This is a genomic window from Williamsia herbipolensis (assembly GCF_000964005.1).
Lineage (GTDB): Bacteria > Actinomycetota > Actinomycetes > Mycobacteriales > Mycobacteriaceae > Williamsia_A > Williamsia_A herbipolensis.
In genome coordinates this window covers 24,193-45,493 of record NZ_JXYP01000021.1, presented here as the reverse complement: position 1 = coordinate 45,493, position 21,301 = coordinate 24,193, and the positions used below count along the sequence as shown (strand labels likewise).

Here is a 21,301-nt window from a genome sequence, read left to right as displayed (position 1 = left end):
CCGTGGATGTCGCGGCCTCGCGGGTTCCCGCGAAACAATGCCGTGCATCGGGCCGTCCACCTCCACAGATGTTCTTCTCCGGCGCAACGCGACCCGGGCGCGGCGTTGTTCACCGTGAGTTGGGACTCTAGTGCCCGAACGGACACCCGGCCGGGCGAAGCGCATTCCCGACCGACATGTCGCAGGTCGGCGCAGCGTGTCCGACCGGCTCTCTAGAGTGGTTCGGTGTGAGCCCTACCGGAACCACCGCAGCCAAGACCGGCATCGCCGGGTCGCCGACCCTCATGCTCCTCGACGGTCATTCCCTGGCCTATCGGGCGTTCTTCGCCCTGCCTGCGGAGAACTTCAAGACCGCGTCGGGTCAGACCACCAACGCCGTCTACGGGTTCACCTCGATGCTCATCAACCTGTTGCGCGACGAGCAGCCCTCGCACATCGCCGCCGCGTTCGACGTGTCCCGCCAGACGTTCCGGGCGGAGATGTACCCCGAGTACAAGGCGCAGCGCAGCAAGTCGCCCGACGAGTTCAACGGCCAGGTCGATCTGACCAAGGACGTCCTCGCGGCGATGGGTATCCCGGTGATGGCCATCGAGGGCTACGAGGCCGACGACATCATCGCGACCCTCACCACGCAGGCCCGCGCGCAGGACTTCCGCGTGCTCGTCGTCACCGGCGACCGCGATTCGCTGCAGCTCGTCGACGATCACACCACCGTGCTCTACCCCAAGCGCGGGGTGTCGGAGCTGACCCGGTTCACCCCCGAGGAGGTCGACAAGAAATACGGCCTCACCCCCTCCCAATACCCGGATTATGCTGCGCTGCGCGGTGATCCGAGCGACAACCTCCCGGGCATACCCGGGGTCGGGGAGAAGACCGCGGCGAAATGGATCCGGGAGTACGGATCGCTCGAGGCGCTCGTGCACAACGTCGACGCGGTGAAGGGCAAGGTCGGTGACGCCCTCCGCGAGCACTTGGCCTCGGTTCTCATGAACCGGCGCCTGACCGAACTGGTCCGCGACATTGACCTGCCGACCGCCCCCGAGGATCTCGCGCTGCAGCCCTGGGACCGCGAGCGGATCCACCAGCTGTTCGACGACCTCGAGTTCCGCGTCCTCCGCGACCGCATCTTCACCACGCTGAGCTCGGTGGAGCCCGAGGCCGAGGCCGGCTTCGAGGTCCGCGGGCAGGTGCTGGCCTCCGGGACGGTGCGGGACTGGCTCGACGCCCACGCCCGTACCGGTCGCACGGCGCTGTCGGTGGTGGGGCCCGCACGCGTGCACGGATCCGACACCGAGGGGATCGCGTTCGCCGCCGAGGACGGAGAGGCGGCCTGGCTCGACACGGCGATCGCCGACGCCGACGACGAGGCGGCGCTGGCGGAATGGTTGGCCGACCCGACGTGCGCCAAGGCGATCCACGAGGCGAAGTGGGCCATCCACGCGCTGCGTGGGCGCGGGTGGGCGATCGCCGGGATCACCAGCGACACCTCGCTGGCGGCCTACCTGGTCCGTCCCGGGCAGCGCTCCTTCAACCTCGACGATCTCGCCCTGCGCTATCTGCGGCGGGAACTACGCGCGGACGATGTCGCCGACGAGGGCCAGATGTCGCTGCTCGACGACGAGGGGGCCGACGACACCCGTCGTGCCGAACAGGAGATGATCGCCGCCCAGGCGGTGCACGAGTTGGCGGCCACGCTCGACGGCGAGCTCACCGACATCGATTCCCTCGCCCTGCTCACGGAGATGGAGCTGCCGCTGCTGGTGGTGCTCGCCGACATCGAGGCCGCGGGCATCGCGGTCGACTCCGGTCATCTCGGTGACCTCGAGTCGCGGTTCGCCGACCGGATCCGGTCGGCCGCCGACCAGGCCTACGAGGTGATCGGCGAACAGATCAACCTCGGCTCGCCGAAACAGCTGCAGGCCGTGCTGTTCGACAAGCTCGAGATGCCCAAGACCAAGCGCACCAAGACCGGGTACACCACCGACGCCGACGCGTTGCAGTCGTTGTTCGACAAGACCGAGCACCCGTTCCTCGCCCATCTCCTCGAACATCGCGACGCGACCAGGCTCAAGGTCACCGTCGACGGGCTGTTGAAGTCGGTCTCCGACGACGGCCGGATCCACACGACCTTCAATCAGACGATCGCCGCGACCGGTCGGTTGTCGTCGACCGAACCGAACCTGCAGAACATCCCGGTACGGACCGACGCCGGCCGCGACATCCGCAAGGGATTCGTGGTGGGGGAGGCGCCCGGCCGGCGGTTCGAGTCGCTGATGACGGCCGACTACAGCCAGATCGAGATGCGCATCATGGCGCACCTGTCCGCCGATGCCGGACTCATCGAGGCGTTCAACACCGGAGAGGACCTGCACAGTTTCGTCGGGTCGCGGGCGTTCGGTGTCCCGATCGACGAGGTGACCGCGGACATGCGTCGTCGGGTGAAGGCGATGTCGTACGGACTCGCGTACGGGCTCAGTGCTTTCGGGCTGTCGGCGCAGCTGAAGATCAGCACCACGGAGGCGAAGGAGCAGATGGAGGCGTACTTCTCCCGGTTCGGCGGCGTGCGCGACTACCTGCACGAGACCGTCGAGGAGGCGCGCCGCAACGAGTACACCTCCACGCTGTTCGGTCGCCGTCGCTATCTCCCCGATCTCAACAGTGACAACCGGCAGCGTCGCGACGTGGCCGAGCGTGCCGCGCTCAACGCGCCGATCCAGGGCACGGCCGCCGACATCATCAAGGTCGCGATGATCAACGTGCAGAACGCCTTACGTGCCGCGGAGATGGATTCGCGGATGCTGCTGCAGGTGCACGACGAACTGGTCTTCGAGGTCGCCGACGGCGAGCACGATCAGCTCGAGGAGATGGTGCGCGCGAAGATGGGGTCGGCGATCGAACTGTCGGTGCCGCTCGATGTCTCGGTCGGTTTCGGCACGTCGTGGGACGAGGCGGCGCACTGAGCGCTGTCGCGTTACCTCCGAGGTAATCGACTCACCGGTGTCGATGTCGCGATGATGAACCCATCGACATCGACACCGAAGGCGAGGCGATCCCGTGACAGCCCCGGCGCATGCATCACTGCCCACCAGCGCACCCCGTTGGTTACGTGTGGTCATCCTCGGTGACAAGAACCTGTCGGCGTTCTACGTGGGTGCTGCGTTCACGTTCGCGCCGCTGCTGATCGCGTTCGATCCGTGGCGTCCGCTGGTGATCGTCGCCTGGACGCTCATCGCCACCGCGGGTCTCTGGCTGGGGATCCTGGGGATCCTCATGGCCGTCGGGCTGGGGCTGGTCCTGCGGGCGGGCGACGAGATGCCGGACTCCTACTGGGAGTCGGTGCTCACACGTCCCACCGCGTCACGCGGTATCGGTGGCGCGATCACCTCCCGCGATCCCGTCGGACGCCGATGAGTTCGACGTCTTCACGGGCGTCACCGTCCCACCGCCGCAACCCGGTGATGGTCACCGTCCCACCGCCGCGCCCTGACCCGCGTCGTCGGCGACCGCGATGCATCGGCCGAGCTGGTCGTCGGGAACCCGCCGTGCCACCGTGAGATGCGGTGTCCAGTGATCCGGGTGCAGTGGTCGACGACATCCCCGTCGACGAACGGCGCCGCGAGGTGGTGGAGGTCGCGGTGGAGTGCGAGCAGTTCCCGATTCGCCACGACGAGCCGGGCGACCGTCGCCCGACGCCCCCGGAAGACCACTGTCGCACCGACGTCCACCGTCAGGGGGAACCGGTCCGCGAGCTCGCCGACGACGGCGTCGACACCGGCGTCGATGCGCGCGGCGGCGATCAGCGTGATGTGCGGTCGGTTCGAATTCGACCGGTGCGCGCCCTGACTCGGTAGATCGTCGGAGAGCAGGGCCGCCCACATCCGCCGCACGGCGGCGTCGGAGTCGGGATCGAGCAGCAGTTCGATGGAATGCGCCATCGGTCCAGTGTCCGCGCTGTGGCCACTCACCACTCGCCGACGGTCGGGGTCGTCTTTTGTCACGAGAGGCGACGATCCGACTTCACGTCGCCATGGATCTCGAGGGGAACGACCTGTGCGACGACCACATCTGATCACCACCATCGCCGCGACCGCCCTGGTGGCGCTCACGGCCGCCGGCTGCACCAACAGCGAGGGCACGTCCGGGACGGCACCGTCCGCCGGCGCCTCGAGCATCGCCGTGTCGAAGAACGACGCGCTGGCCGCGCAGCTCCCGGACAAGGTCAAGTCCTCGGGTCGACTGGTGGTCGGTGTCAATGTTCCATACTCGCCCAACGAGTTCAAGGATCCCAGCGGCAAGATCGTCGGCTTCGACGTCGATCTCGTGAACGCGATCGCGAAAACCCTCGGCGTGACGGCCGAGTACAAGGAATCGGACTTCGCCAAGATCATCCCCGCCGTCCAGCAGGGCACCTACGACAAGGGCATGTCGTCGTTCACCGACTCGAAAGAGCGTGAGCAGCAGGTGGATTTCGTCACCTACTACAGCGCGGGTGTCCAGTGGGCGGCGCCGGCGGGCAAATCGGTCGATCCGAACAATGCGTGCGGCCTGCGGGTGGCGGTGCAGTCCGACACCACCGAGGACACCGACGAGGTCCCGGCGAAGAGCAAGGCGTGCACCGACGCGGGCAAGCCCGCCATCGACAAGGTGAAGTTCGACAGCCAGGCCGACGCCACCAACGCCGTCGTGCTGGGCAAGGTCGATGCGATGTCGGCCGACTCACCGGTCACCGCCTACGCCATCAAGCAGTCGGGCGGGAAGCTCGCCACCGCCGGTGCTGTCTTCGACTCCGCCCCGTACGGCTACCCGGTGGCCAAGGGTTCCGCGCTGGGGCCGGTGCTCCAGAAGGCCGTGCAGAGTCTGATCGACAGCGGTGCCTACCTGGAGATCACGAAGTCGTGGGGTGTTCAGGCCGGGGCGATCCCGACCGCGGTGATCAACGGCGCGATCAACTGACCGCGCCGTCTGTCTGACGATCTCGATGTCTTCCACCGAACCCGTGGCGACCTCTGCCGCCGACCCGGTCCCGATCAAGGCCATCCCGGTCCGCAAGCCCGGACAGATCATCGCGGCGGTCGTCGTCGTGGTCCTGGTGGTGCTGTTCGTCTACGGCGCCGCGACCAATCCCGCCTACGGCTGGTCGACCTACGGCAAGTACCTGTTCGACACCCGGATCCTGTCCGGGGTCGGTTACACGCTGGCCCTCACCGTGCTCGCCATGATCATCGGCGTCGTACTCGGCGCGCTGCTCGCGGTGATGCGACTGTCGCCGAACCGGGTGTTGCGGTCGGTGGGATGGGTGTACCTGTGGATCTTCCGCGGGACGCCGGTCTACGTGCAGCTGGTGTTCTGGGGGCTGTTCCCGTCGATCTACAAGACCATCGACCTCGGCATCCCGTTCACCGTCCAGTTCGCGCACTTCGACATCCAGGATCTCAACGCGGCGTTCACCTTCGCGATGATCGGCCTGGCGCTCAACGAGTCGGCGTACATGGCGGAGATCGTGCGCGCCGGCATCCTGTCGGTCGGTGAGGGGCAGACCGAGGCGTCGAAGGCGCTCGGCATGAGTTGGGGACAGACCATGTGGCGCACGGTGTTGCCGCAGGCGATGCGGGTGATCATCCCGCCGACCGGGAACGAGGTGATCAGCATGCTCAAGACGACGACGCTGGTCACGGCCGTCCCCTACAGCGCCGAACTCTACGGTCGCGCCAACGACATCGCGGGCGTCAACTTCCAGCCCATCCCGCTGCTGCTGGTCGCCTCCACCTGGTACCTCGCGGTGACCAGTGTGCTGATGGTCGGCCAGTTCTACGTCGAGCGGTACTACTCACGCGGCTCGAGCCGTGTGCTCACCGGCAAGCAACTGGAGGCGCTCGCCAGCGCACAGTCCTTGGGAGGACGCGGCCAATGACCCCGATGGTGCGGGCCGAACAGGTCTGCAAGAACTTCGGCGCCCTCGAGGTCCTCAAGGGGATCTCGCTCGACGTCGACCCGGGCGAGGTCATGTGCATCGTCGGCCCGTCCGGCTCCGGCAAGTCGACCTTCCTGCGCTGCGTGAACCATCTCGAGTCGGTGAACGCCGGTCGGCTCTACGTCGACGGCGAGCTCATCGGGTATCGCGAGGCCAACGGCAAGCTCTACGAACTGAGCCCCAAACAGGCCGCGCATCAACGCCGCGACATCGGGATGGTGTTCCAGCACTTCAATCTCTTCGGACACCGCACCGCTCTGAACAACATCATCGAGGCGCCGATCCGCGTGAAGGGCGTGTCGAAGAAGGCCGCCGTCGCCCGCGCCGAGGATCTGCTCGGACAGGTCGGACTGTCCGACAAGGCCACCGCCTACCCGGCCCAGTTGTCGGGTGGGCAGCAGCAGCGTCTCGCGATCGCCCGAGCCCTCGCGATGGACCCGAAGCTCATGCTCTTCGACGAGCCCACCTCGGCCCTCGACCCGGAGTTGGTGGGCGAGGTGCTCACCGTGATGCGCACACTCGCCGGCGAGGGGATGACGATGATCGTCGTCACCCACGAGATGGGTTTCGCCCGTGAGGTCGCCGACAAGCTGGTCTTCATGGACGGTGGCCGCATCGTCGAGAGCGGCGTGCCCAACGAGGTGCTGTCGAACCCGAAACAGGAGCGCACACAAGCGTTCCTGTCCCGGATTCTCTGACCGCCTCAGGCGGGCATCACGTCGAGGAAGCCGCTCACCCGATGGATCCTGCCGGCGCCGTCGACCTCGACCACGTCGAATCCGACGGCGATCGGCTCGGCGTCGCGGTCGGTGGCCAGTTCCCACGTGAACCGCGCGAGGTCGTGGTGGGCGTCGAACACGTGTCCCCGCCGGAAGGTGAGACCCGCGAACTGACGTTGCGCGCCCGCGACGAGCTCGTCGAACTCGCCGCGGCCACGCGCGGTGGCCAGCGGGTCGACGTAGCGTCCGTCGCCGGCGAACAGGGTGTCGATCTTCTCGCGCCGCGCGGCCGGGTCGGTGTCGTTCCAGATGTCGAGGTACCGATCGACGAGGCCGTCGAGGTCGACGGTGTCGGTGTGGCCGTTCATGGTGGGTCCCTTCGTTGTCGGACGATCCGGTTCGGTCAGTGTCGGCGCGGTGTTGCGCCCCAGTCGATTACCCGGGAGGTAATGGTCGCGGCGACGTCGGATCGCCTAGTGTCGGCGCATGGTGTTCCACAGTGCGTCGCGCGCCCTCGACGGCCCCGCGGTCGGGGAGTTGCTGCGACAGTGGCGCAACAGCCGACGACGCAGCCAGCTCGACCTCGCGATCGAGGCGGGGATCTCCAGCAGGCACGTCAGTTTCATCGAGACCGGTCGATCGCGGCCGACGGCCGAAATGATCCTGCGGATCGCCGACAGTCTCGATGTGCCTCTGCGCGAACGCAATCAGCTGCTGCTGGCCGGGGGATACGCGCCGGCCTACGGCGAACGCGATCTCGATGCCCCCGCGCTGGCCACCGTCCGCGACGCCCTTCGTCGCGTGCTCGCCGCACACATGCCGTTCCCCGCGGTGGTTCTCGACCGGCACTTCGACGTGGTGGAGGCGAACGCGGCCGTCGCCGCGATCGCCGAAGGGTGTTCGCTCGAACTGCTCACCCCGCCGATCAACGTCATCCGTCTCGGTCTCCACCCGGATGGTCTGGCCCCGCGGATCATCGACCTCGGCCCGTGGCGCGAACACCTGCTGTCTCAGCTGACCCGCCGGGCGAACCGAACCGGCGACCCCCGGCTGACCGAACTGCTCGACGAGGTCCGCGGTTATCCGCAGCCCAGCTCGGTCGACGCGGGCCCTGCGGGCGTCGCGGTGGAGCTGCGGCTCCGCCACCGGGTGGGAGACCTGACGTTCCTGTCCATGGCCGCATCGGTGCAGACCGCGCTCGACGTGACCGTCGACGAACTGACCCTCGAGTTGTTCCACCCGGCCGACGACGCCACGCGCACCCTGATGGCGTCACTGTGATGGGCGCTCAGGCGGGTCTGGTGCAGCAGAAGATCGCGGTGCCGGGGAAGTACTGACCGCGGAGCGGGCTCCACTGCCCCCACTCCTGCTCGAGCCACTCCGGCCACTCCGGTTCGACGATGTCGTCGGGGACCAACCCCGCCGCCCGGATCTCGCGGACGCGGTCACCGATGGTCCGATGGTGTTCGACGTAGGTCACCGTCCCGTCGTCGTCGACCTCGACGTACGGCGACCGGTCGAAGTAGGGGATGGCGACGGTGAGGCCGACCGGCCCGGGGTCGTCGGGGAAGATCCAGCGCACCGGGTGGTTGACGGCGAAGACCCACCGTCCGCCGGGCCGCAGGACCCGGGCGACCTCCGCCATCACCCGTGCCGAATCGGCCACGAAGGGCACCGCGCCGAACGCCGAGCAGGCGATGTCGAAGGAGGCGTCGGCGAAGGGGAGGTTCTCTGCACCCGCCTGCACCAGCGACGGACCGTCCGATCCCGCGGTGACGGTGCCGCTGCGCAGCATCGCCGCCGACACGTCGAGCCCGATGACCCGAGCGCCCCGACCGACAAGCCATCGCGCACACGGGGCCGACCCGCACCCGACCTCGAGGACGTCGCGTCCGGAGACCTCGCCGAGCAGTGCGGCGTCACCTTCGTGCAGGCCTTCGGGACACCACACGAACTCGCCCTCGGGGGAGTCGGCACCGAGAAAGCGGCCGTGCTCGGCGTGGTAGCTCGCGGCGTCGGAGTCCCACCACCGTCGGTTGGCGTCCTCACTGGCGGCCGAGTCGGGCCGAAGACGTGTGGTCGGTCTGTTCACCTGCGCTCCCGGACACTGCGTCGTGGCGATGCCGGCAGGGGGCGTCTCGGAGGGCGATCGAGGCCATTTGCCCAGGACACAGCGCCTGGCGTAGCCTGAGTCACGCGCGTGCCCACGCCCGCGTGGGAAGTCATGTCCTCATCGGACCACAACCCGCACGATCACCCCTACTACGACACTGTCCGGAGCAACCCAACATATGCCGTCCACCATCATCTCGCCGCAAGTTGCCATCAACGACATTGGCACTGCCGAGGATTTCCTCGCCGCAATCGACGCCACGATCAAGTACTTCAACGATGGCGACATCGTCGAGGGAACCATCGTCAAGGTCGACCGCGACGAGGTCCTGCTAGACATCGGGTACAAGACCGAGGGCGTCATCCCCTCGCGTGAGCTGTCCATCAAGCACGACGTCGACCCCAACGAGGTCGTCAACGTCGGCGATGCTGTCGAAGCCCTCGTCCTCACCAAGGAGGACAAGGAAGGTCGGCTGATCCTCTCCAAGAAGCGCGCGCAGTACGAGCGTGCCTGGGGAACGATCGAGGAGCTCAAGGAGAAGGACGAGGCCGTCAAGGGCACCGTCATCGAGGTCGTCAAGGGTGGTCTCATCCTCGACATCGGTCTGCGTGGCTTCCTCCCGGCGTCGCTGGTGGAGATGCGTCGCGTGCGCGATCTGCAGCCGTACATCGGCAAGGAGATCGAGGCCAAGATCATCGAGCTCGACAAGAACCGCAACAACGTGGTCCTGTCGCGTCGTGCATGGCTCGAGCAGACCCAGTCCGAGGTCCGCAGCGAGTTCCTGCACCAGCTGGCCAAGGGTCAGGTCCGCAAGGGCGTCGTGTCGTCGATCGTCAACTTCGGTGCGTTCGTCGATCTCGGCGGCGTCGACGGTCTGGTGCACGTCTCCGAGCTGTCGTGGAAGCACATCGACCACCCGTCCGAGGTCGTCGCCGTCGGTGACGAGGTCACCGTCGAGGTGCTCGACGTCGATCTCGACCGCGAGCGTGTGTCGCTGTCGCTCAAGGCGACCCAGGAAGATCCGTGGCGTCAGTTCGCCCGGACCCACGCGATCGGTCAGATCGTGCCCGGCAAGGTCACCAAGCTGGTCCCGTTCGGTGCGTTCGTCCGCGTGGAAGAGGGCATCGAGGGCCTCGTGCACATCTCGGAGCTGGCCGAGCGCCACGTCGAGGTGCCCGATCAGGTCGTCGCGGTCAACGACGACGCGATGGTCAAGGTCATCGACATCGACCTCGAGCGTCGTCGTATCTCGCTGAGCCTCAAGCAGGCCAACGAGGACTACACCGAGGAGTTCGACCCCTCGAAGTACGGCATGGCCGACAGCTACGACGAGCAGGGGAACTACATCTTCCCCGAGGGCTTCGACCCCGACACCAACGAGTGGCTCGAGGGCTTCGAGAAGCAGCGTGAGGCCTGGGAGCAGCGGTACGCCGAGGCCGAGCGTCGTCACAAGATGCACACCGCCCAGATCGAGAAGTTCGCCAAGGCAGCGGAAGAGGCGGCCAACGCCCCGACCGACTACTCGTCGGAGTCGGCCTCGGCCGGCCCGTCGGAGGGTGGCTCCTCCTCGACCGGTGCAGCCGCGCCGGCACGGGGTGGTTCGCTCGCCAGCGACGAGCAGCTCGCAGCACTGCGCGAGAAGCTGTCCGGCAACGCCTGACACCTCCCGCACGTCGTTCGGCCGTGGGCCCTTCCTCATCACGAGGAGGGGCCCACGGTCGTCTGTGCGGTGCGATCACATCTGCGATGGGCAATGTCGATCGCCGCTGATTCGACCGATCCCCCCGTTGTGGTGACCCGTGTCACACCGATGCCGTCGGGGTGTCGAACGCGACTACTCGGACGTGGCCAACCGTGCCATCGATCGTTGAAAACGTCAGATCCTCTGTGACAGTGTTCTTCCCGGCGCACGCGTGACGTGGTGACACCACGACCCTCGGCAGGCGACCGTCGAGAGGATGAGGTGGCGACGCTGTGAACATGGTGAGCCGGTTCCAGGTACGGCAGATCATCGTCCTGGTGGTCGTGGCGACCCTTTTCGGCGTCGTGCTGGCGGTGAAATACGCCCGCATCGACAACCTCGTCGGAGTCGGGATCTACACCGTGAACGCTGCCTTCACCGACTCCGGCGGCATCTTCACCAACGCCGAGGTCACCTACCAGGGTGTCCCGGTCGGGCGCGTGGGCGCGCTCACGCTGCGTCCCGACGGTGTCCGAGTCGCGTTGAACCTCGATTCGGGTGGTCCGAAGGTGCCGGCGACCGCGCAGGCCGTGGTGGCCAACCGGTCGGCGATCGGTGAGCAGTACGTCGATCTGCGTCCCTCGAGCGTGGGTGGCCCCTACCTCGAGGACGGGTCGGTCATCTCCGACACCTCGATCCCGACCCCTGTGCAGGACGTCGTGGCCTCGGCGGTCGACTTCACCGAATCGGTGCCGCTGGGCGACCTGAACACGGTGATCACCGAGCTCGGGAAGGCGTTCAACGGCAACGGCGAGAACCTGCGGGTGCTGGTGGACTCGTTGGCGAACCTGTCGAAGTCGGGCAACGACAATCTCCCCGCGACGATCTCGCTGATCCGCAACAGCGACACGGTGTTGTCGACGCAGGCCGATCAGTCCGACGCGATTCTCGACTGGTCGAAGAACCTGGGTCTGGTGACCGCGCAGCTCGCGACGAGCGATCCCGATCTGCGGCGCCTGCTGACCACGGGTCAGACCAGCGCAACCCAGATCGCGGCCCTCATCGAACGCAGCGGCGGCGATCTGACCTCGGTGCTGCGCGATCTCGCCACCGACGTCCGCAACATCCGCGGCACCTTCCCGCTCGTGGGGCCCGCGATCAACATGCTCTCCTCCCTGTCGAGTGGCAGCTACTCCACCGCCCCGGGCGACGGGACGATTCGTTTCGGGGCCGTGTTGGAGACCAACAACCCACCCGACTGCACCGTGGGCTACGAGGGAACGCAGGCGATCATCGCCGCCGAGAAACGCAAGAACCCGAACTTCGACATCGACTACGACGATTTCGCGTTCAACCGCGACGCACGATGTGCTGTGGCGCAGGGGAATCCGACCGACGTCCGCGGCGCCCAGAACGCGCGATTCGCCGATCCCGGCGTCGCCCAGCCCTGGGATCGGACGCCCAAGAAGGATCCCGACAAGCTCAACCTGAACCCGCTCGCCACGCAGCTGTCCTACCTTCTCGGCGTCACGCCCCGGTAGCCCGCCGTACGCTGCCGGGCCTCTCGCCGGTTCTGACAGACTGGTCGCCGTGATCAGAGTGGGCCTCACCGGCGGCATCGGCGCCGGCAAATCGACCGTCGCACGCACGTTCACCGAACGCGGCGCCTATCTCATCGACGCCGACGTCATCGCCCGTGAGGTCGTCGCGAAGGGCAGCGACGGTCTCGCGGCTCTTGTCGAGGCATTCGGCGGCGACATCCTGACCGCCGACGGCGATCTGGATCGGCCGGCGCTCGCGGCGAAGGCCTTCGTCGACGAGGACCAACGCAAGCGCCTCAACGCGATCGTGCACCCGCTCGTGGGTGCACGGACCTGGGAGATGCTGCAGGCCGCACCCGATGACGCCGTGGTGGTGCAGGACGTCCCGCTGCTCGTCGAGGGTTCGATGGCCCCGTTCTTCCACCTCGTCGTCATCGTCCACGCCGACGAGGACCTGCGGGTGCAGCGTCTCACCGAGCTGCGCGGAATGGATGCCGACGACGCCCGCGCGCGCATCCGTTCCCAGGCCTCGGTCGACCAGCGACGGGAGGTCGCCGACGTCTGGCTCGACAACAGCAGCACCGCCGCGGCCCTGGCCGGCGCGGCCGCGCGACTCTGGGACGAGCGTCTGGTGCCGTACGAGGCCAACGTGCGGTCGCGCACGCGTGCGGCACGCGGATCCGTGGCGCTGATGTCGGCGGACCCCACCTGGGCACGTCAGGGACGCAGGTTGGTAAATCGCCTGCAGGCAGTGTGCGGCGACAAGGCGATCCGGGTCGAGCACATCGGTTCGACGGCGGTCCCCGATCTCGATGCGAAGGACGTCATCGACCTGCAGGTGACCGTCGCCGACGCCGAGGGCATCGCGGCCCTCGCGGACCTGCTCGCCGACGGCGGTTTCCCCCGCGTCGAGGGCATCGGCGCCGACCGGCCGAAACCCGGCGCCGACGACCCGCAGGACTGGGTGAAGGCGCTGCACGTCGCCGCCGATCCCGGCCGGCACGCGAACGTCCACGTCCGTGTGGAGGGTTCGGCCAACGCGCGGTTCGCCGTCGCGTTCCGCGATCGGCTGATCGCCGATGCGGACCTGCGGGCGGAGTATCTCTCGGTCAAACGGTCCGCGGAGGCGTCGGCGCGGGGCGACGCGACCGCGTATGTCGAGGCCAAGGAACCCTGGTTCGACGAGGTCTATCCGCGCGTGATGTCGGACGCCGGGGCCCCCGACTGACCTGCGCGTTCGTCGAGCCAGCGCAGCGGCGCACCGACGTCGGCCAACCATCGGTCGATGTCGTGGTCGCGTTCGGCGCAGCCCAGCAGCGCGGCTGTCGCGATCTCCACCGCGCGCACCGTCTCGGTCGTCGACATCAGGCCGGCGGCGTGGGCCTCGACGAGTTCGTCGACGTCGATGAGTTCGAGAGGGGTACCGGGCACGTCCACGAGGTCGAGATACCAGTCCTCGGCGTGCCAGCGTCCGTCGGCGTCGGGACCGGCGAAGCGGCCGACGTCGAGGTAGAGGCGCTGTCCGGTCCGGTGGCCCTCCACGAAGTGGAAGATGCTGGCCCGCAACCCCAGGGCGGGCAGCAGCCACGACTCGAGGTGGTGGAAACGCGGGTTGTCGGCGGTCCGTGACATGTACAGACCGAACGACGTCTCGGTGTACGTCCGCACCGGGCGCACCACGCCCTTGTTGTCGGTGTTGGTCATGGCGGGCACGTCGAACACCTCGCGTTTGGGTGGGTGCACACCCGCCGACCCCGAGCCGTCCATGGGACGGGAGGGTATCGGAGCCCGGGACGATCGGCGCGATTGTCGGACCCCGCGCCTACTCTGGAGCACATGGCTTTCGCGGCAGAACACCCCATCGTCGCCCACTCCGAGCATCGACCCGTCGGCGACATCGAACGGTCCGAGGCCGCCTTCGAGGTGGTCAGCGAACACTCGCCCGCCGGTGACCAACCGGCGGCGATCGCCGCGCTCGAACAGCGCATCAACGCGGGGGAGAAGGACATCGTCCTGCTCGGTGCCACCGGTACCGGTAAATCCGCGACCACGGCGTGGCTCATCGAGAAGGTGCAGCGCCCCACCCTGGTGATGGCGCCGAACAAGACTCTCGCCGCGCAGCTGGCCAACGAGCTGCGGGACATGTTGCCCAACAACGCCGTCGAGTATTTCGTCTCGTACTACGACTACTACCAACCCGAGGCCTATATCGCCCAGACCGACACCTACATCGAGAAGGACTCGTCGATCAACGACGACGTCGAGCGGTTGCGCCACTCGGCGACCTCGAGTCTGCTGTCGCGCCGCGATGTCGTCGTGGTGGCGTCGGTCTCGTGCATCTACGGTCTCGGTACCCCGCAGTCGTACATGGACCGCTCGATCCACCTCGACGTCGGCCAGGAGGTCGACCGCGACGCCCTGCTGCGTCTGCTCGTCGACGTCCAGTACAGCCGCAACGACATGAGTTTCACCCGCGGCAGCTTCCGTGTGCGCGGCGACACCGTGGAGATCATCCCGTCCTACGAGGAGCTCGCCGTCCGCATCGAGTTCTTCGGCGACGAGGTGGAGGCGCTCTACTACCTGCACCCGCTCACCGGTGACGTGGTCCGCCAGGTCGACACGCTGCGCATCTTCCCCGCCACCCACTACGTGGCGGGGCCCGAGCGCATGGAGCGCGCCATGGCGAGCATCGAGGACGAACTCGCCGAGCGCCTGGCCGACCTCGAGGGCAAGGGCAAGCTGCTCGAGGCGCAGCGCCTGCGCATGCGCACCACCTACGACCTGGAGATGATGCGTCAGGTCGGCTTCTGTTCGGGTATCGAGAACTACTCGCGCCACATCGACGGTCGCGGACCGGGCACCGCGCCGGCCACGCTCATCGACTACTTCCCCGACGATTTCCTGCTGGTCATCGACGAGTCACACGTCACGGTCCCGCAGATCGGCGGCATGTACGAGGGCGACATGTCGCGCAAGCGCAACCTGGTCGACTTCGGGTTCCGGTTGCCCTCGGCGGTCGACAACCGTCCGCTGACCTGGGACGAGTTCGTCGACCGCATCGGACAGACCGTGTACCTGTCGGCCACCCCCGGGCCATACGAGCTGGGTCAGTCCAACGGCGAGTTCGTCGAGCAGGTCATCCGTCCGACCGGTCTGGTCGATCCCCAGGTCGTGGTCAAGCCCACCAAGGGCCAGATCGACGACCTCGTCCACGAGATCAACCTGCGCACCGAACGCGACGAACGCGTGCTGGTGACCACGCTGACCAAGAAGATGGCCGAGGACCTCACCGACTACCTGCTCGAGATGGGGATCCGCGTCCGGTATCTGCACTCCGAGGTCGACACGTTGCGCCGGGTCGAGCTGCTGCGACAACTCCGCGGTGGCGACTACGACGTCCTCGTCGGCATCAACCTCCTCCGCGAGGGCCTCGACCTGCCGGAGGTGTCGTTGGTCGCGATCCTCGACGCCGACAAGGAGGGCTTCCTCCGCAGCACCACCAGCCTGATCCAGACGATCGGTCGCGCGGCCCGCAACGTCTCGGGCGAGGTGCACATGTACGCCGACAAGATCACCGACTCGATGCGCAACGCGATCGACGAGACCGATCGGCGTCGCGAGAAGCAGGTCGCCTACAACAAGGCCGCGGGCGTCGATCCGCAGCCGCTGCGCAAGAAGATCGCCGACATCCTCGACCAGGTCTACCGCGAGGCGGAGGACGCGGTGGAGATCGGTGGCTCGGGCCGCAACGCCAGCCGCGGTCGACGCGCGCAGGGTGAGGTCAGCAAGTCGATCAGCGCCGGGGTCATCGAGAAGCGCGATGTGTCGGCCATGCCGCGGGCCGAGCTCGCCGATCTCATCGCCTCCCTCACCGCGCAGATGATGAACGCCGCCCGGGATCTGCAGTTCGAGCTCGCCGGTCGGCTCCGTGACGAGATCTCCGACCTCAAGAAGGAGCTGCGCGGCATGGACGCGGCCGGCATCCGCTGATCCCGGTGGACGGGGACCAGATCGACCCCGGTCCGTGCCGGTCACGGGTGATGGCGACAACGCCCGGCGACACGATGTGGGGATACACACGAATGCCCGACAGAGGCTCTGTCGTGCAACTATTGTCCGGATATCGAAGCCGGTGGTCGGCGGCGCCGGAGAGCGTCGGCGTGAGCCGCCTCGGTGCAGGGTCACCGATGTGAAACAGACGGAGGAATGGATGAGCGCGTACCAGACAGTTGTCGTCGGAACGGACGGGTCGGAGTCGTCGATGAAGGCGGTCGAGCGTGCGGGCGGCATCGCTGGAGATCGGGCCAAGCTCGTCATCGCGTGCGCTTTCTTCCCGCACGAGAACAAGGACGTCAACACGATGTCCGACGTCCTCAAGGACGAGGCCTACCAGGTGCACGGCAGCTCGCCGACCGAGGAGATCCTGCGCACCGCACGCGAGCGTGCCGTGAAGGCCGGTGCGGCCACCGCGAACATCTCCACCCGCCCGGTGAAGGGTGCGCCCGTCGATGCGCTGCTGCAGCTCGTCGGCGACACCAAGGCCGATCTCCTCGTGGTCGGCAACAAGGGGCTCAACTCGATCGCCGGTCGACTGCTCGGCTCGGTGCCCGCCGACGTCGCGCGCAAGTCGGCGTGCGACGTCCTCATCGTCCACACCGTCTGAACCGTTCGTCGAACGCCCGACCGCCTTCTCGCTCAGTCGAGCGTGAGGCAGTCGGGCAGGTCGGCGGCGTGGACCAGTGTCAACCGCTGGGTCGCGCGGGTGAGAGCCACATAGAGGTCGTTGAGGCCGCGAGGCGACTGCGCGATGATCGCGGCCGGTTCGACGACCACCGTGCGATCGAATTCCAGACCCTTGCAGGCCGTCACGGCCAGCACCCGTACGTCGGCGCCGGCCGCCTCGGCGATCTCGTCGACGATCGCGTCCGGTGCGATGATCGCGCTCACCCCCGCCGCGTCGGCGTCGTGCCCGGCGATGTCCGCGGTGATCGCGGCGTCGATGATCCCGTCTGACGAGACGCGCAGCACCGTCGGCGCGACCCCCGCCCGTCGGATCGAGGTCGGGGGAGTGCGGGTCGGGTCGATCGCGGCCAGCACACCGGCCGCGACGGTCATGATCTCGGCGGGCGTGCGGTAGTTCACGGTCAGGTCGTGTTGCCGCCAGCGGGCCGCGACATACGGTTCGAGCACCGAACCCCAGTCGCTGGTCCCCGCGGGGTCGCCGGTCTGGGCCGTGTCGCCGATGATCGTCATCCACCGATTCGGTATGCGGCGCATGATCATCCGCCACCCCATCGCCGAGATCTCCTGCGCCTCGTCGACGATGACGTGTCCGAACGCCCAGGTGCGGTCGGCGTGGGCGCGTTCGGCGGTGGTGAGCGTCTGTCGACGGGTCTGACGTGACGCGAGCTGCTCGGCGTCGATGAGGTCGTAGGCCATGAGGATCTCGGGGTCGAGTTCGTCCTCGAGATCCTGCGGGGCCGAGCCGGTGAGGATGTCGAGCGCGTCCTGCGCCTCGGTGAGTTGGCGGCGCCACTGCGCCTGCTGCTCGCGCTCGTCGTCGCCCGCGTCGAACCCGATGATCTCGGCGAGTTCGTCGAGCAGCGGTACGTCGCCGACGGTGAACCCGGTGCCCGCCCGCGGATCCCGCCACAGCGCGTCCCGCTCGTCGGCGCCCCAGCCGGGTGTCGCGACGCGGATCCGGTCGGGATCGCTCAACACCTCGCGGAGCAGACCGTCGGGGGTCAGCTGTGGCCAGAACCGTGCCAACGCCCGCAGGATGGACGGGTCCTGCTCCATCTCGTCGCGGATGTCGGCGACGTCGCCCGCACTCATCAGCTGGGAACCGTCGATCGTGCTCGACCCGATACGCGTGGCGTGCTGCTCGGCGAGTGCGTCGAGCGCCGACCGCAGGAAGATCGGGCGGGCCTGGTTGTGGGGTCGCCGGCTCGAGCGCGCCCGACCGCGGGCGCGCTTGACGAGGGCTCGGTCGATGACCAGGGGGTACCCGTCGAAGCGGACGGTGACCGGTTCGGTCGGCAGGTTCTGCGCCTCGCGCACGGCGGTGCGCAACACCTCCACCATCGCGAGATCACCCTTCACCGCGGCCGCGTGGCGGTCGTCGGGTCGGTCTGCGCTCACCCCGGGATAGAGATCCCCGACGGTCGACAGCAGCACGCCGGTCTCACCGAGCGAGGGCAGCACCTGACTGATGTAACGGAGGAAGTCGTCGTTCGGGCCGATGATGAGAACACCGCTGCGGCCGAGGATCTCGCGGTGAGTGTAGAGCAGATAGGCGGCGCGGTGCAGTGCGACAGCGGTCTTGCCGGTACCCGGGCCACCCTGCACGACGGTCACCCCGCGGTGCGACGACCGGATGATGATGTCCTGCTCGCGCTGGATGGTCTCGACGATGTCGGTCATCTCACCGGTGCGTGCGGCGTTGAGCGCACCGATCAACGCGGCCTCGTTCACCACATCGCCGCGACTCGTCGCGTCGAGGTCGCCGGAGTCGAGACGTTCGTCGTTGACCGCCACCACCCGCCGGTTGCGGGTGCGGACATGCCGTCGCAGGGCCACGGAGTCCGGTGCGGCGGGTGTGGCCACATAGAACGGTCGGGCCAGCGGCGCCCGCCAGTCGAGCAGCAGCGTGGTGTCCTGCTCGTCGTCGTCGAGGATCCCGATACGGCCGATGCGGCGTGTCTCGCCGTCGTCGAGATCGAGACGGCCGAAGTACAGATTGTGTTCGGCCGCATCGTATTTGGTGAGGTCATCGGAGTACATGCGCTCGTAGGACTCACGCTCGGACTGCGACTGCGGGGTGCCGTCGGATTCGACGAGGGCGGTGCGCAGACGTCGGCCGGTCGACTGGCGCATGCGGTCGAGGCGGGCGTAGACCACGTCGAGGTGTGACTGCTCGGACGCGACGGGGGAGCCCGATACGTCGTCGGCCGCGTCAGCGGCGGAGACGGGACTCGTCGCGTCCTTCTCCCGGATCCAGGTCATGGATGTGTCGGGTGCCTTTCGTGATGCGGACCGGGCGGGTACATCGTGTCCCGGCCCGGTCACGACGACGGGGTGTGTCGGCATGGTCGGTCACCGGCACACCCCGTCGTCGATCGAACGGTGTTCTCAGCGAAGGTTCTTCGCCGCCTTCTCGGCACGCTTGCGCGCACGACGCGAGAGCTTGGCACCCTCGTCGTTGGCCGTCGAGGCCAGATCGGCCGCACGGTCGCGGGCATGGTCGGCCAGCTCGGCGCTGCGGGCACGCGTCTGCTCGGCCAGCTCGGTGCTGCGGGCGCGCGCCTGCTCGGCGAGCTCCGCACGACGGTCGCGGGCCTGATCGGCCAGCTCGGCACCACGATCACGTGCCTGGTCGGCGAGATCGGACCCGCGGTCGCGAGCCTGGTCGGCGAGATCGAGTGCGCGCTGACGGGCGGTGTCGGCGAGGTCCGAACCCCGGTCGAGTGCGGCGTCGGCGAGCTTCGAACCGCGCTTGCGCGCCTTCTTCGCCGCCTTGTCACCTTCCTTGCGGGCGACCTTGGCGGCCTTCTCGGCGCGCTTGCGCGCGACCTTCGCCGCCTTCTCACCCAACTCGCTCCCACGCTCGGCGGCGGCCTCGGCCAGGGGGGTGGCCTTCTCCTTGGCGATCTCGGCCAGCTTCGATCCACGGTCGACCGCGGCCTCGGCCAACGGGGTCGCCCGCTCGCGTGCGGCGTCGAGCACCACGGGTCCGCGGTCCTTGGCGATCTCGGCGACGTGCGACGCACGATCGGCGGCGACCGAACGGAGATGCTCGAGGGTGTCACCGCCGGAGTCGCCGGTGAACGGCAGCGACGAGGTCACCGCGTCCGCGGCGTGCTCGGCGGCCTTCTTGCCCCGCCACGCCAGCGAGGGCTTGCCCTCGGTGTCGACCGCGGTGATCAGGAGACCACCGAGAAGCGAGACGTTCTTGAGGAAGTCGACGAGGGCGGCATTGCGCGCCTCGGGGTCCGACTCGTTCCAGAAGTCGTGGCCCGCCAGGGTGGTGGGGACCAGTGAGCCGGCCAGGCCGAGCGCCGCGATACGCGGGAACTTGCCCGTGGCCAGCATGACGCCGCCACCGACCTGGATGGCCGCGTTGATGCGCACCAGGGTCTCGGTGTCCGACGGCAGCGGATCGGTGATGTCGTCGGGAAGGTTCTGCTGGGACTTCTTGACGAACGGTCGCGCGGTTTCGGCGAACTGTTCGGGATGCCGGAGCGCGGTGACGCCTGAGGCGACGAACACGCTGGCGAGCATCGGTCGGGCAATTCGGCGGATCAACACTGATGGCCTCCTCGGGACGCGGGCTCTGAGAGGTGACGGATCCATGTCACCTGCGGCACAGGGCCGTGTCGAGGTTACCGGGCGCCGAGGACCGGCGGGAGGCGCCCGGGCGTGCTCACCATCCCCGCTCGCGCCATTCGCCCAGGTGGGGCCGTTCTGTGCCCAAGGTCGTGTCCAGACCGTGACCGGGGTAGACGGAGGTCTCGTCGTCGTAACGGTCGAACAGTTTGGTCGTCACCTCACCGAGCAGGATCTCGAAATCGCCCTCCTGCCAGGTCTTTCCCACGCCGCCGGGGAAGAGGCTGTCGCCGGTGAACAGGTGTGTGCGGTCTCCGGCGTCGAGGGCCAGCGCGATCGATCCCGGTGTGTGGCCGACGAGGTGGATGGCCGTCAGACGCAGGTTCCCGACCTCGATCACGTCGCCGTCGTCGATCAAGCGCTCGGTGTCGACGGGGATCTCGGGGGCGTCGATGCGTCCGGCGAGCGTGGGCGCACCGGTCGACTCCCGCACCCTCGCGAGGCCCTGCCAGTGGTCGAAGTGCTGGTGGGTCGTGAGGATCGCGGTGAGCGTGCCGGGCAGCGTCTCGAGCAACGCGAGGATGCGATCGGGGTCGTTGGCCGCGTCGATCAGGAGGCGGTCGCCGGTCTCGCGGCAGGTGACGACGTAGGCGTTGTTGTCCATCGGACCGACCGACAGTTTGGTGATCGTCGCGGTCGGTGTCGTGCGGCGCTGTGCCCCGGAGGTCTCGGACAGATCGCCGGTGTAGTCGTCGGACACGGTCATGTCGGGAGCGGTCATGGACTCACGCTACAACCGGTGACCCGGGCCACGGAGGCGCCTGCCGACGGTCTCCCGGATCGGTCGTGTCGGTGCGCGCCCCTACGATGGAGGTGTGCTCGGTCTGGCCGGGATCGGCCCGAACCGACGGTGTCGACCGATGGTGTCGACCGACCGGGCGACCAATGTGC

The 21,301-nt window shown here is 68.0% G+C and carries 18 protein-coding genes; 11 read left to right on the top strand and 7 right to left on the bottom strand.

The window, feature by feature from the left end:
• The first annotated feature begins 284 nt into the window (after positions 1 to 284).
• Both polA and TU34_RS11470 read left to right on the top strand, forming a co-directional pair.
• Complete coding sequence (gene polA / locus TU34_RS11475) at positions 285 to 2,960, top strand: DNA polymerase I (protein ID WP_238981287.1); 2,676 nt, start codon at positions 285 to 287, stop codon at positions 2,958 to 2,960.
• 94 nt (positions 2,961 to 3,054) lie between these two features.
• Positions 3,055 to 3,411 carry a hypothetical protein gene (locus TU34_RS11470; RefSeq protein ID WP_045823020.1) on the top strand — a complete coding sequence of 119 codons (357 nt, stop codon included), beginning with the start codon at positions 3,055 to 3,057 and terminating at the stop codon, positions 3,409 to 3,411.
• 20 nt (positions 3,412 to 3,431) lie between these two features.
• On the opposite strand, the gene TU34_RS11465 is transcribed toward TU34_RS11470, so the two are convergent.
• The gene (locus TU34_RS11465) at positions 3,432 to 3,935 is read right to left on the bottom strand and encodes a 2'-5' RNA ligase family protein (protein WP_150116498.1); all 504 of its coding nucleotides are present in this window, start codon (positions 3,933 to 3,935) and stop codon (positions 3,432 to 3,434) included.
• A 115-nt stretch (positions 3,936 to 4,050) separates the two neighbouring features.
• On the opposite strand from TU34_RS11465, the gene TU34_RS11460 reads away from it, so the two are divergent.
• The 3 genes from TU34_RS11460 to TU34_RS11450 are packed head-to-tail and all read left to right on the top strand — an operon-like array spanning position 4,051 to position 6,669.
• On the top strand, positions 4,051 to 4,953 hold the full coding sequence (locus TU34_RS11460; RefSeq protein ID WP_238981256.1) for an ABC transporter substrate-binding protein: 903 nt from the start codon (positions 4,051 to 4,053) through the stop codon (positions 4,951 to 4,953).
• Positions 4,954 to 4,978: 25 nt separating this feature from the next.
• The gene (locus TU34_RS11455; protein ID WP_045823019.1) at positions 4,979 to 5,911 is read left to right on the top strand and encodes an amino acid ABC transporter permease; all 933 of its coding nucleotides are present in this window, start codon (positions 4,979 to 4,981) and stop codon (positions 5,909 to 5,911) included.
• Entirely contained in the window at positions 5,908 to 6,669 is a 762-nt protein-coding gene (locus tag TU34_RS11450; RefSeq protein ID WP_082080175.1) for an amino acid ABC transporter ATP-binding protein, read from the top strand. The genes TU34_RS11455 and TU34_RS11450 overlap by 4 nt, the downstream gene beginning before the upstream one ends.
• 5 nt (positions 6,670 to 6,674) lie before the next feature.
• On the opposite strand, the gene TU34_RS11445 is transcribed toward TU34_RS11450, so the two are convergent.
• The gene (locus TU34_RS11445) at positions 6,675 to 7,058 is read right to left on the bottom strand and encodes a nuclear transport factor 2 family protein (protein ID WP_045823017.1); all 384 of its coding nucleotides are present in this window, start codon (positions 7,056 to 7,058) and stop codon (positions 6,675 to 6,677) included.
• Positions 7,059 to 7,176: 118 nt separating this feature from the next.
• Here TU34_RS11445 and TU34_RS11440 point away from each other — a divergent pair, with 118 nt between their 5' ends.
• Positions 7,177 to 7,971, top strand: coding sequence for a helix-turn-helix domain-containing protein (locus tag TU34_RS11440; RefSeq protein WP_045823016.1), 795 nt, complete (start codon positions 7,177 to 7,179; stop codon positions 7,969 to 7,971).
• A gap of 7 nt (positions 7,972 to 7,978) precedes the next feature.
• On the opposite strand, the gene TU34_RS11435 is transcribed toward TU34_RS11440, so the two are convergent.
• Entirely contained in the window at positions 7,979 to 8,782 is an 804-nt protein-coding gene (locus TU34_RS11435; RefSeq protein WP_082080173.1) for a class I SAM-dependent methyltransferase, read from the bottom strand.
• 199 nt (positions 8,783 to 8,981) lie between these two features.
• Between TU34_RS11435 and rpsA the strand changes: the two genes are divergently transcribed.
• The 3 genes from rpsA to coaE all read left to right on the top strand — a co-directional run bounded on the left by rpsA (position 8,982) and on the right by coaE (position 13,253).
• Positions 8,982 to 10,463, top strand: a complete 1,482-nt coding sequence (gene rpsA, locus TU34_RS11430; protein WP_045823014.1) for a 30S ribosomal protein S1 — start codon at positions 8,982 to 8,984, stop codon at positions 10,461 to 10,463.
• Positions 10,464 to 10,783: 320 nt separating this feature from the next.
• Positions 10,784 to 12,025 (top strand): MCE family protein, encoded by a 1,242-nt coding sequence (locus TU34_RS11425; RefSeq protein WP_045823255.1) that lies wholly within the window; start codon positions 10,784 to 10,786, stop codon positions 12,023 to 12,025.
• 49 nt (positions 12,026 to 12,074) lie between these two features.
• The gene (gene coaE, locus TU34_RS11420) at positions 12,075 to 13,253 is read left to right on the top strand and encodes a dephospho-CoA kinase (RefSeq protein ID WP_045823013.1); all 1,179 of its coding nucleotides are present in this window, start codon (positions 12,075 to 12,077) and stop codon (positions 13,251 to 13,253) included.
• Here the strand turns inward: coaE and TU34_RS11415 are convergent.
• Positions 13,214 to 13,792 (bottom strand): ribonuclease FAU-1 family protein, encoded by a 579-nt coding sequence (locus tag TU34_RS11415; protein ID WP_045823012.1) that lies wholly within the window; start codon positions 13,790 to 13,792, stop codon positions 13,214 to 13,216. The two genes, coaE and TU34_RS11415, sit on opposite strands and share 40 nt — an antisense overlap.
• A 69-nt stretch (positions 13,793 to 13,861) precedes the next feature.
• Here TU34_RS11415 and uvrB point away from each other — a divergent pair, with 69 nt between their 5' ends.
• Both uvrB and TU34_RS11405 read left to right on the top strand, forming a co-directional pair.
• Positions 13,862 to 16,015: an excinuclease ABC subunit UvrB gene (gene uvrB / locus TU34_RS11410; RefSeq protein ID WP_045823011.1), complete on the top strand. Its 2,154-nt coding sequence runs from the start codon at positions 13,862 to 13,864 to the stop codon at positions 16,013 to 16,015.
• Positions 16,016 to 16,235: 220 nt separating this feature from the next.
• The gene (locus TU34_RS11405) at positions 16,236 to 16,688 is read left to right on the top strand and encodes a universal stress protein (RefSeq protein ID WP_045823010.1); all 453 of its coding nucleotides are present in this window, start codon (positions 16,236 to 16,238) and stop codon (positions 16,686 to 16,688) included.
• Positions 16,689 to 16,720: 32 nt separating this feature from the next.
• Here the strand turns inward: TU34_RS11405 and TU34_RS11400 are convergent, their stop codons facing one another.
• The 3 genes from TU34_RS11400 to TU34_RS11390 form a co-directional block, all read right to left on the bottom strand.
• The gene (locus TU34_RS11400) at positions 16,721 to 18,901 is read right to left on the bottom strand and encodes a HelD family protein (RefSeq protein WP_238981286.1); all 2,181 of its coding nucleotides are present in this window, start codon (positions 18,899 to 18,901) and stop codon (positions 16,721 to 16,723) included.
• Between the two features lie 255 nt (positions 18,902 to 19,156).
• Entirely contained in the window at positions 19,157 to 20,305 is a 1,149-nt protein-coding gene (locus TU34_RS11395; RefSeq protein ID WP_052688873.1) for a DoxX family protein, read from the bottom strand.
• Between the two features lie 142 nt (positions 20,306 to 20,447).
• Positions 20,448 to 21,131: an MBL fold metallo-hydrolase gene (locus TU34_RS11390; protein WP_045823008.1), complete on the bottom strand. Its 684-nt coding sequence runs from the start codon at positions 21,129 to 21,131 to the stop codon at positions 20,448 to 20,450.
• Positions 21,132 to 21,301: the final 170 nt, after the last annotated feature.